This window comes from Aestuariispira insulae (assembly GCF_003385955.1).
In the GTDB taxonomy this organism is placed as follows: Bacteria; Pseudomonadota; Alphaproteobacteria; order UBA8366; family Aestuariispiraceae; genus Aestuariispira; species Aestuariispira insulae.
In genome coordinates, this window is the sequence record NZ_QRDW01000017.1 from 19,998 (window position 1) to 30,931 (window position 10,934).

The following is a 10,934-nucleotide window of genomic DNA, read 5'->3' on the forward strand; positions in this document are numbered from 1 at the left end:
TAGATCTTGTTCTTCTGTGGAAAGGTGGCTTGGTGCCGTTTGGCAGTGACCACCGGCTATAAAATGCAAAAAAGCGGTACCAAATAATCCGGTCTGTATCCGGCCATTTGGAATAGATTGCCCGCTCAATGACAAAATGAGCCGCAGAAGAAATGAGAATTGGAAATCTAACGTCGAACAATAAATGCGAACACGCACCAACGAGGATGAAGACTAGGAACAAGCGAATTGCCCCTAGTTCTCCAACACCCCACATCAAGCGCGGTAACGTATGTTTATTGACGACAGGCGTCATTAAACGATGCCTTGGATTGTGGTTCCGATTTGATCAGAGCCAATGGCAATGATCACGGAGACAATGCCACCAAGCGCCCACCGTTTAGCATCCTGCTCACCTTGCGCCTTTCGGATGGCAGAGAAAATAATGCAGCCGATGCCGATTGCAGCAGTTGTCCAGACCAGAAGATCCAGAATCCAAACCACAATATTTTTCCAACTTACATCAAGTGTGTTTCCCGACCCACCAGCGGATGGGATGCTGATTGCATTAGCAATTTCCGGGTTCAGGTGAGCAAACAAAGCCACCATCCCAAATAAAGCAATATGCGAATTTTTGATACTTGACCTCATTATCAATTCCCTTTAAAGATCAATTGGTGATTAAAAATAGGATATTTCTTTCGTATAATGCAACACAAAAATAACGAAAGCATCGTCAAAAAGAAGCGGTTCTATTTGGACGACTGGGCCGCACCACATTTTAGGGATGCAAGCTTAACGCTTGGACTGAAGCTCAGGCACAGCGCGATAGCGGCTATCGATCTTCTTTGCCTAATCGCTAAAAAGAGAGATTTCCGAGCTAACTGTCAGAAACAGGGGATTTCAATTATAGAGGGGGTGGAAAAAGCGATAGATGGATACAGTGACGATCCGCGCCAGAGTGCCAGAACATCTTTGGCAACTGAGAGAGAAAATAAAACAGGGATTGGCTCTGTTCTATCTCTACCAGAATTCCCCCGATTTACCCAAAAGCCAAAACGGCAAAACAAGGTGGGTGACACTCAAGCTAACGAAAGCCGAGAATGAACGCTTAGAGCGGTTCATGTCGTCTCGAAATCTCACCAATGCCGATGTTTTAAGAGGCAGTCTTTCCCTAATTGAACGGGAATTATCGGGATCGATCCCTATCAATAGCGCGGACGTTCGAAATCTCGTTGCCTGATGACGATGACGGAATATATGGCTCACGAGGTTTATCCTGTGAGCCATTTTCTTGCGCCTTCCCACCCCCTGTTAGGCGGTCAATTAGATCAAGAATAAAATCCAGCAAAATCATTATTTCTTACCTAACCAGCGCATAGGATTAATAAGATCCATAATGCTCATGTTTGTTGTCTGACCGAAGGAATTCAAAATCTCACCTGAGACGGTCACGAAAGAACTGTAGGTTATTACCATTAGGAATCCACTGATGAGCGCCTGAGAGAACCCGGCACCGTATATTACCGCGACGCCGTTTTTTGGATTCCCAAAATAGACAAACATCTCTTGGACCATGAAAAGTATGATGCTGGCATATATCAAACAAAGCATCATGCGTAGTGATGAGTCTAACACCACTCTGATATTATTTGATAAGGTACTCCTTGTGGATGGAATCATAAAAAGCACCATAGAAACCGGAAACAAAACTCCGCCCGCCACACTCCTAAAGTAGGCTGAAAAAATGGTAACGATCATCATCAAGCAAAGGACCACGTATATCAAACACAGGAAAATTGCACCAATAACCAGTTGTAAGGAGTCAAGGATGCTCAAGTCGGCCATCATATCGCCAAGTGCGCCAAAGATGTTTGCTCTAAAGTTATATTCGATGACGCAAACCAAGCCACTAAATCCGGTTACATCTTCAGTGCTGTATTCGGTACCCGCTAGCACTTTTGAAGCGATGAAAGGACCGGTATCACGTACAAGACCAAAAACATCTATTGCGGTATAAGAAGCAATTGCGCCGCCTCCCAGAAGAACGGACATGAGAAGGTAAATGCCAATCTCATGGACGAGCTTAAATGTGAAATCCCCTCCGCTCATTTGGTTCATGCTGAACTTGATCAAATTATAGAAAAAGAATAGTAGGAAAAAACCCATCAGCAGAATGGAAAATGTACCTCCAACAACTGTAAAGGATGCCTGTAAGACATGCATAACTGCATTGTCTAAAACAGCGAACACGTCAGGAAAGGTACATTCCATCTACATTACTCCGCTATAGTTTTAAACTTCCCATTATCGGAGAGTTCGGTGATTTCTTTTGCTGAGAGAGTGATTTCGTTTTTTTCAAACCCGGAAAAATACCATTCCTTGAAAATCTTACTCAAAGATTTCTTTCTATGTGCTAACCAAGACGGATGGGTAAATTTCGTGGTTGTGGTGCTATCAGACAATTCAAAGACAGTAGGATGTGGGAAGACCTGATTTTTGCTGATTAGACCAACCTCAATCTTCCTATCACCAAGATATCTCAGATGTATTTGGTTCCACCTAAAACGTTGAAAACAGGTAGAGCCGACTTTTTCAAAGCTGCATTCCCACCCCTCATAAGCGAAATCAACTTCCCCTTTTCGGGATACCGCCTTGTTCTTTGCTTTCAACTCAACATCTACTGAAATGATGAACGGTTGATCATCTGCAATAGCAGTTGAAGTAAGCAACAAAAGAAAAATAGGTATTATATATTTCATAATTCGCAACCCCCTAATCGGCTTTTAGCATATCTGTTGCAAAAGTCAAAGCCTGTTAACGTGATCTGGATTTATCTTGGCCTTTGGTTTTATCACGGCCCTTATTGGGCCGAACAAAATCACCGGGCAAGGACTGACGCTCGCCTTTGTCTACCGGTGCTTTTTGAGTGCTTTTTTCATTAAGTGGCTTTTCAAAAGGCCGCAAAGCGGCGTTGCCTCTATCGGCATTTTCCTTAAGCCATTGTTCCAATGTTTTCTTATTCTTAGTCTGCGTTATAGCGGTATCTGCTGATTTATCTTTGCTATTGTCATTATCCTTTTTCCGGTCAATATTGGATTTAACAATCGCCTCGACATCTTTACCGAAGATGGCCATATCCCGTTCAAGCTGCTTTGCATCTGCGGTTCCTTGCCTCAAACGCATCGCAGCAGATAAGCGGCTTCTTTGGATTTCTGGCGGCATTTCATTATTTTTGGTCTGTATCCGTTCCAAAGCTTCCTTCTTCCACTCTTTGGTTAAATGAACGGTTTTGGAGCTAATGCGGATTTTTTGATCCGGGTCATCAGAAAGTTTACCAAACAGTTCGGGCCGCTTGTTGGCATACCAGAAAGCTGTTCTGGTGTTCTCTGCTGCCAACTCTAAAAAGGCAGAACGGGCTTTATCTGGATTTGCATAAGTCGAGTTTACAAATTCACTTATTGCAACATTCGTTTTTTGTTTAAGGGCAGGCAAACGAACCGCTACCGCTTCCATGTTATTGTTGTTCTGATCCGGGATAGAAGATCTACGATTTTCATATTCATAGCCGTGCCTGAGGTACCAATGCGGAACTTGTCTTTGCAATAGACTATCGCGCTCACGTCCATTTTTATTCAGGTCATAGCTATATCGATCATGTTTCTCAGGGGTGAGGTTAGAAATAATCTTTTCTTTCTCTCTCGCCACTTTATGTATGGTTTCCACAGCCTTCTTTAATTCGGTTTCACGATCCTCAACACCTCGGCTTGCATCCCGAAGATCCTTAACAACCTGACTTAACTGACGGTCAGTTTTAACCGCATGTACGGCATCTATCGGCTGGCTCAGTTTCATGGATCTGCGGCGGCGCTCATCCTCAACAATATCATTCAACGCTTTCCTATCCTGCTTGAGCGCATCAATTTTGGACTTCAAGCGGACTGAATTGCTTGTTTGCTGTTTCTTCTCCAACCGTTCCAATTTTTTATCAATCTTCGGAAGTCTCTTTTCGGCCTTTTGATATACCTTCAACTCTGCCATTCGGGACTGTGCCCGGTCCAGCGCACGTTGATAATTTTGCAACGTCTCGCCCTTCAAATTGCTTTGGGTTACCTTCTGTTTCAAATCACGGTATCGCTTGAAAAGAAGATGCTGTTCAACAGTAGGAATTTTGGCGGCAAGCTCTCTGATTTTCTCTTGCCGTCTTGTTGCCTCCATATGAATGCCATGGTCGCGGGCCACCTCTGCAATATGTTCTCGGATATTTTGGATATCTCGGGGCAATAGGTTGAGGCGCTTATTATCGTCTGAGCGATATTTCATCATTATATGGACGTGCGGCTTCGCTTGATGGCGATGGATCGCATAAAGATAGTGATGCCCCTGATCCTTAAACGGCTGCAATACATCTTGCACTGTTCGGTGCATCTGCTGATCAGTTAATTCGTGATGCTGATTAGGAAAAGAAATCACGTAATGGCCAACTTGTTTGTTCCGGTATTTCTCCGCATCTGGCATCTGGGCCAATTCTTCTTTGCTGGCTTCCCGTGCTGCCTTTGAAAAATTTTGCTTATCGTCTGGAATTAAATTCCAGCTAGATAGCTCCTCTTTAATCTGGTCAGCGGGAACAAAGCCTTCCGAATTGTACATGCCTTTCTGCTGCAACAACTCCAACTCAGATGCATTTTTTTCAATCTCAGGATCGCCAGCGTTGCGGGATATATAATTAGCCATCAGATTTCCGCCACGGATTGTCTTTGAGTGGCCAATGACCTTAAAGACCACTTCCTTAGATGGCGTATATTTGCCAGATGATCCGGTTGAAATAGGGTTAGTCTGATTGCTGCCACGAACTCTTAGCGCATCATCCCAACCTCGGCTGTAGCTGCCCATGGTCTAACCCCAATGTGAAATCAAGAAATTCAGACGCTGAATTAGTGGACGCAACGCATCATTGGCGGCTTCAAGAGCCTCAACAGGTGGCATCTGTGATTCACCCAGATTATGGGCATTCGCAACTGTTGCTATCTGATTAATGTTTCGCGCAATGCCGGATACCTGTTTTCTGATTGTAACCCATTCTTCCCGATAATCATCAACGGGGAGGGGGTCTGCAAAATACTGCCTCAAGGCGTCGTTCAGCACGCGGGAAACATTTGGCGAAGAGTCCAATTTCTCCGCGATACTTGGGTCTTTGATCCTGAACGATCTCGGCTTTGATGCTGGCAATGCTTCTCTCCAATAGAGGCGCTTTAGCGCCGTATTCCCACGGTATCCGTGGGGGCTTCGCAGAACAGGAAAGCAGCTCTTTTTAGAGATGCTTCCATTTTGTAATACAAAATGGGTATCCTGCATATACACAACATATTTAGGTTCACACATAACCCTAGGAAATACAAGGGTTTCAGAACATCAGCACCAATTTTGCTCAATCACACTATGGATTTTTCTGTTTTCGACGGGTCACATGCCAAAATGAAGGCGATATTCATTATCACAAGAATAATTTGGACCTTGATCCGTTATCACTTCGACAAGAATTGTCTTCAAAAGCAATCACATAAAAAAATGTCACGTAAATAATGGATCGTACGAATCAATAAGATATGTAACAAAAGCCTCAAGCGTGTGTTGATCAAAGTTTACCCAACTCGGATTACTCTATTAATAATAGATATTTATGGAAGCATTGCAGGATATGGTGTGCTAACAGCCTGCGACTTTAGAGAGCATTCTATGTATATGCTAACGCGAAAGACGGTAAAATTCGTAGAAAATAAGCATAAAATGCAGGCAATAACCGCTGGAAAAGCAAAAAAAATAGGACATTATTTGCCTTGTAAGGGAAGGGTTAGCACACTAAGGGCCTCGGCCCCCGCGCACGGCACCATTTCTTTATCATGGCAGAATCGCTCATTCGCAACGCAGAATGCGTCGCTCTGTTCTCAATTCGGCCATGCAAAACAACCGGTGCCATTTGCTACCCCCATCCTCGCCGGAAGGCAGGGTTTCATGTGAATGAAACCCAAATAAAGTTAGGGGAATGTAATATGAGAAAACAGTACGGGGCGACTTTGGAATCTGGCGAAAGCAAAGTTGTGAATTTTTTGGCCACCACAAAAGGAATTGATGGAACTGCATTCTGGACATTTGAAATGACTGAAACGGAGTTCCAAGCAATATCTGAGAAAGCGAACTTGTCTGGACTGTCATTGAGTGAATTGATCATACGCGCCACTGATCAATATGCGCCATCACAGAAACAGGCAGTTTACACAGGTTGATGAGGGTTACACAGGGGGTGCTTTGCACCCCCATTATTTTGTAAATCTTCAACTGATCAGCCCATCCTTGAAATCGTTATATGCTCTAATTCGCCAATGACGGCATTCCATATCCGGGCTTAATTTGTCACCAGCGAGGCGACCGGTTCTATAACGATCAAACAGGCGGCGCTTTTCATCTTCTGATTTTCTAGAAAGCCATTGGTTGGCTTCTTTCAACATAGATTTGAAAGCGGCTCCGGTCCCCTTGGTTTCGGCTTCGATTTTTGACGCTGAAACAAGAAAGATGCTGTGGTTTATTGAAATATGCGGTTTAGCGGTCTGGCCTCGCTTAAGCACCCCGACCAGATAAGCGACTGGTTGTCGCGGACGATCTGGATCATGCGGTTCCAACGTCTCTATTTTCAGGGCAACAGAAATCATTGATAACGCGGCAACCAACCCATTTTGGCTAAGCTGCTTTTCAAAATATGCACGGTTAAGGCCGGAAAACCATTTTTGCCTGATCTGTTCCAAGATATCTAACAGATTATTGTGATCTTCCTGAAACCTATCCGCCAAGGAAGGCATCAAAATACGCAAAGCCTTTTCAACATATTCCCGGTTTTCGGCGGCTGATTTAACACCGTCATCTGCGGTTTCCTCGAAAACAACGTTGCCTTCTTGGCAAGCATTCTCCGCCGGTTGGTTTAACTCTGTCGTTTCAGGTGATGCGCCGTCTTCAATGGCTTCATAGTCAGCGCTCAAATTAGAGCGCAAAACCGGGCATTGGTCGTTAGACCAATTTGACCGGTTGCCGTTTTTATTGCCGCCTTGGCGGCTACTTATTGGGTCTTGCTCTATTGTATCTGTAAGCTCATTTAACACAGTAGAAGGGGAAATAGACGTAGTCTGAGAATTCTTTTTCCGTCGGCTCTTCAGCTTGGATTTTGTAGATCCCTTGAAATTGGCTTTTTTGTGTTTGTTACGGGATGTGACAGTCAGAATAGGGAAATGATACTCGTTGATATCCTGACGGTTCCAAGCTGCCTTACAGCGGCGAACTTCAATAACCCCTTCTGCCTCCAATCGCTCAACACAGAGGAAAAAGGCTTTCTCTGAAACAAGGGCAAGTGCAGAAGCATGTGTACCGGCTATTTTGATTATTCCGTCGTCGTTTGCCCGGTTAAGCAAAACATCAACAATCCTCAATTCTGCGGCTGTCCAGACACGTAACCTTAATAGCTCATCTGGAAGATTGCGCCGCGCCCATTCTGTCGCCTGCTCCTGATTGGAAATATTATATCTGCTGCTCGGTCTGCCGCGTGGCCGCAATCGAATTGCTTCACGGCGGGCGCTTTTCGCGCCATTTTGCATAAGTGATTTTGCTGCGGTCATTTTGCTACAACCACAAGGACACACGAAAAGGAAATTTGGCACAAGTTATCCTGTGCGCAGAACGCTTTTCGATTGACAAGTTTTCTGGATGCAAATATCGTGGCTGTAAGAGTTTTGTTGGTCTAACGGCGGCAACCGTTATTAAAGGGGCCACGATATAAGCAAGGCGGCGTTTTTTACGTCGCCTTTTTTATTGATCAAATGTCCTTGATTATTGTGGTTCCTCCTAGATGTTGTGGTTCTTCTAACAATAGCTTCAATATTACATTGATTCTTTGTACTGCAAAACAAATCTGAAATATTGATCTTTCTATATTTAATTTACAGCTTATAGAGAAAAATAATCAATAGTTTTTTCATATATCGCACCATATCGGCCAAAAAGACCTAATTTGATTGCAAAAATGAGGTAGAATCCGCATAGGATTCGGGAAATATATTTGGGAACAACGAATCGCGTAGAATGATGGCAGAACTATCCGACGTGGCAAAGCGAATCAAAACCATTCGCTCTTATCGCGAGATTACAACGGAGGACGCCGGGAAATTTTTTGGCGTCGTAAAGTCAAATTATGGCCGCATTGAAAATGGGACAACAGTCTTACGTGTTCATCACCTGAATAAACTTGCGCAATTATTAAAGGTGCCGGTCACAGCATTCTTTAGTGAAGATATCCCCACAGCCACAATAGCTAACCCCTATCAGGTTGATATTGGCGTTCTTTGTCGATTGATGGAAAATTATAGGAATGAGGCGGGCTATACCTTAGAGGAAGTTGCCAAGGCCCTTGGTCTTTCATCTGGCCACTATTGGAAGATTGAAAACAATCAATCTCCTCTCGCAGTGGAACAATTACAGAAATTCTGTGAGTTTATTAAAGTCCCAATTCTGGAAATCCTGAAACCTGATTACAGTAAACAACTTGATAAAGCTGTGGCCGATGTATTTCAGATCTCTAAAGAGTTGGAGCCACCGCAAAAACGAGAGCTACTCCAATACCTTCAGGCCGGAATTAACAAATTCCAAACACGCACTGTAAAAGATGAGTGTTGAAAGGGTTTGAAGTAGCAATCAGGCGATTTCTATTTGATGTTCAATCCACCGGCTGATGCTGACACCTTCAGCAGCAGCTTGGATAACGGCCTTGCGATGAAACGCGGGATCAACGCGCAAAGCTATACTGCCTGAATAGGAACGATCCGGCTCAATGCCATCCTGCTCGCACCAATCAAGGTAATCATCAACGCTTTCCTGAAAAGCCGTTTCAACTTCATCCGCAGTTGACCCTTGAAAATGAATACCATCAGAGGTCAAGCCAACAACCTTGCCATGAAAAGCCTTATCATCTGGCTCATATTCAACAACACCAACATATCCTTTATATTCAAGCATCGCGTTTCACTCCTGCTCTACTAAGAAAATCACGCACCGATTTAACTGCTCCCTTATCCGTTTCCTTTTTCGGGTGAGGTCGGTGGAAAACTTGGCGGATACCAGACAGGTTAACCCTAACCCGGCTTCCATTCCCCTCTGTAACCTCTGCGCCCAAAGCTTTGAACAAGTTTTCAATGTCCGTCCAAACAATATTGGAAAGCACCGGGTTCCGATATATGTCTTTGAGCGTTTTTGAGTGTTTTTTGTTCATGACCTATATATATCAAATAGTGATATCAATGTCAATATCAGAAAGTGATATCAATTAAATAAAACTTGAAAAACCCTATCGTAGGTTTTCGTACCAATGGACTTAGCCGCCACTAACGTACTATTTTGCCCCCTACCGGAATCGCCTCTATGACTATGTTTGCTCAAACCCGCGGCCACAATCGCCGCAAACCAAATTTAAACCCGGTTTGCCCCATACATTTTGATCGGTAATTTCCCCGGTTTGTTCATCAACGCACTGGTGAACATATTTTGTCTTTGATCTTGGGTGAGTAACCTCTTCACCGGTCAAAGTATCGGTCACAACTGTGATGGGTTGCGCCCCCTCCTCCATCGTTTGTTGGACGAGTGAAAAACGATCCCGCCAAGAGATTGCAAATTTCTCTTTCTTAAGCTTGCGAACGGATTCTAAGAATGCGCCCCGCTCTATCGGATAATCTGAAATTTTAAATCCTGTGGTCTTGCCGCCCGGTTTCCCTGTATCCGTTGGCATCAAACCGATTTCGATCATCTTTGCAGCCCATTCCTTATTATGATAGCCGTGTCGGCTTTTCCTTTGTCCATAATGCTGTTGCCATTGGTGCGCCATTTCATGGGCTATTGTTTGCATGGTTTCGGTAATATCTGTCAGATCAAAATAGATTGGATTTAAAGCAATCTCATCCTGAGTTAGCCCATGCTGACTAACGAACCTATTAGGGCTGAAATACCCCATGGTTCTTTTCTCTCGCTGCAATGTGATTATGCAATCCGGCAACTGACCACCGAATAGTTCGCGATTAAAGAAATCGTAAGCGTCTTGCAATTCGTCATAGGTTTTTTCAGTTGGCCGAACCATTAGAGGCTCCAATATTTGATCGTACGAATCAATTTAGAACTAAAGCTACTATTCTGTTTAGAAGGCAAAATTGCAACCTTATCTTTCACATTTTTGCCTGTGAATACCAGTTCCCCACCAGAAACGGCCAGTTGAGAAAGGAAATGTGTAGAGGGACCTATCTTGTATTCAACACAATAATAACTCTGGCCATCACGGTTATTGAATGGTCCTCTTACAGCTTGAACAATGCCCGCCTTACCATTGTTGAGGCGGATCGCGTCACCGGGTTTGATTATATTGGCTATCATGATCCTCCCCCTTCAAACAGCATCGGCAAAATATCGTTTCACAATACGATCTAACGCAGCCCGATCACCGCCACATTCATAGTAACTTATCAGAACATCAACCTTGTTATGCTCAACTAAACCATTGCAATTAGGACAAAGATAAGCGTCTGGATGTGCATTGTAATGATCATCACCACGGCAATCACAAGATAAGCCAGACCACCCGCAGGGGCATTTAACCAACCATTTAACACCGGTATCTCTATCGCGTTTCAGAGTGAATAACTTTTTGATGTAATTGAACATTTGTTTGTTCCTTTCATTTTAAAGCAGGGTTGACTTCTTCAACCCTGACTAGCCCTGTGGCAATGAACGGAAGGGGGATAGCAATCACCGAACAAGGGGGAGGGGAATCACCCGGTCGCACAAGCGCCAGCGCGGAGAACGGGGAACCCCCCTTGTGAGCGCTTGCGTCCAGTGATTGCAATAGGGGGAAACGTGTTCGTTTCACCCTGTCA

The 10,934-nt window shown here is 44.1% G+C and carries 14 protein-coding genes; 3 read left to right on the plus strand and 11 right to left on the minus strand.

The genetic code is table 11. The features are described 5' to 3' along the window. Positions 1-294: 294 nt before the first annotated feature. Positions 295-630 (minus strand): hypothetical protein, encoded by a 336-nt coding sequence (locus tag DFP90_RS21375; RefSeq protein WP_115939349.1) that lies wholly within the window; start codon positions 628-630, stop codon positions 295-297. A 57-nt stretch (positions 631-687) separates the two neighbouring features. Between DFP90_RS21375 and DFP90_RS21380 the strand changes: the two genes are divergently transcribed. Further along, positions 688-1,086, plus strand: a complete 399-nt coding sequence (locus DFP90_RS21380) for a hypothetical protein (protein ID WP_115939351.1) — start codon at positions 688-690, stop codon at positions 1,084-1,086. Positions 1,087-1,335: 249 nt separating this feature from the next. On the opposite strand, the gene DFP90_RS21385 is transcribed toward DFP90_RS21380, so the two are convergent. Genes DFP90_RS21385 through mobC form a run of 4 tightly spaced genes read right to left on the minus strand, consistent with a single transcriptional unit; the run spans position 1,336 to position 5,334 of the window. After that, the gene (locus tag DFP90_RS21385) at positions 1,336-2,253 is read right to left on the minus strand and encodes a hypothetical protein (RefSeq protein WP_115939353.1); all 918 of its coding nucleotides are present in this window, start codon (positions 2,251-2,253) and stop codon (positions 1,336-1,338) included. Between the two features lie 5 nt (positions 2,254-2,258). Continuing rightward, positions 2,259-2,741 carry a hypothetical protein gene (locus DFP90_RS21390; protein ID WP_115939355.1) on the minus strand — a complete coding sequence of 161 codons (483 nt, stop codon included), beginning with the start codon at positions 2,739-2,741 and terminating at the stop codon, positions 2,259-2,261. Between the two features lie 55 nt (positions 2,742-2,796). Continuing rightward, on the minus strand, positions 2,797-4,872 hold the full coding sequence (locus tag DFP90_RS21395; protein ID WP_115939357.1) for a relaxase/mobilization nuclease domain-containing protein: 2,076 nt from the start codon (positions 4,870-4,872) through the stop codon (positions 2,797-2,799). Between the two features lie 3 nt (positions 4,873-4,875). Then, a complete protein-coding gene (gene mobC, locus DFP90_RS21400) occupies positions 4,876-5,334 on the minus strand; it encodes a plasmid mobilization relaxosome protein MobC (protein WP_181905504.1) in 459 nt (152 codons plus the stop codon). Positions 5,335-6,029: 695 nt separating this feature from the next. Here mobC and DFP90_RS21405 point away from each other — a divergent pair. Continuing rightward, positions 6,030-6,263 (plus strand): plasmid mobilization protein, encoded by a 234-nt coding sequence (locus tag DFP90_RS21405; RefSeq protein WP_115939361.1) that lies wholly within the window; start codon positions 6,030-6,032, stop codon positions 6,261-6,263. A gap of 48 nt (positions 6,264-6,311) precedes the next feature. On the opposite strand, the gene DFP90_RS22730 is transcribed toward DFP90_RS21405, so the two are convergent. After that, positions 6,312-7,640: a hypothetical protein gene (locus DFP90_RS22730; RefSeq protein WP_147301094.1), complete on the minus strand. Its 1,329-nt coding sequence runs from the start codon at positions 7,638-7,640 to the stop codon at positions 6,312-6,314. 463 nt (positions 7,641-8,103) lie between these two features. Here DFP90_RS22730 and DFP90_RS21415 point away from each other — a divergent pair, with 463 nt between their 5' ends. Continuing rightward, on the plus strand, positions 8,104-8,694 hold the full coding sequence (locus DFP90_RS21415; RefSeq protein WP_115939365.1) for a helix-turn-helix domain-containing protein: 591 nt from the start codon (positions 8,104-8,106) through the stop codon (positions 8,692-8,694). Between the two features lie 18 nt (positions 8,695-8,712). Here DFP90_RS21415 and DFP90_RS21420 read toward each other — a convergent pair whose 3' ends face one another. The 5 genes from DFP90_RS21420 to DFP90_RS22735 all read right to left on the minus strand — a co-directional run bounded on the left by DFP90_RS21420 (position 8,713) and on the right by DFP90_RS22735 (position 10,722). Next, a complete protein-coding gene (locus tag DFP90_RS21420; RefSeq protein WP_115939367.1) occupies positions 8,713-9,033 on the minus strand; it encodes a type II toxin-antitoxin system HicB family antitoxin in 321 nt (106 codons plus the stop codon). Beyond that, complete coding sequence (locus tag DFP90_RS21425) at positions 9,026-9,286, minus strand: type II toxin-antitoxin system HicA family toxin (protein WP_115939369.1); 261 nt, start codon at positions 9,284-9,286, stop codon at positions 9,026-9,028. Before DFP90_RS21425 ends, DFP90_RS21420 begins: the two co-directional genes overlap by 8 nt. Before the next feature lie 153 nt (positions 9,287-9,439). After that, positions 9,440-10,144, minus strand: a complete 705-nt coding sequence (locus DFP90_RS21430) for a SprT-like domain-containing protein (RefSeq protein WP_115939371.1) — start codon at positions 10,142-10,144, stop codon at positions 9,440-9,442. Next, entirely contained in the window at positions 10,144-10,434 is a 291-nt protein-coding gene (locus tag DFP90_RS21435; RefSeq protein WP_115939373.1) for a hypothetical protein, read from the minus strand. The genes DFP90_RS21430 and DFP90_RS21435 overlap by 1 nt, the downstream gene beginning before the upstream one ends. A 12-nt stretch (positions 10,435-10,446) precedes the next feature. Then, a complete protein-coding gene (locus tag DFP90_RS22735; RefSeq protein ID WP_147301095.1) occupies positions 10,447-10,722 on the minus strand; it encodes a hypothetical protein in 276 nt (91 codons plus the stop codon). Positions 10,723-10,934: the final 212 nt, after the last annotated feature.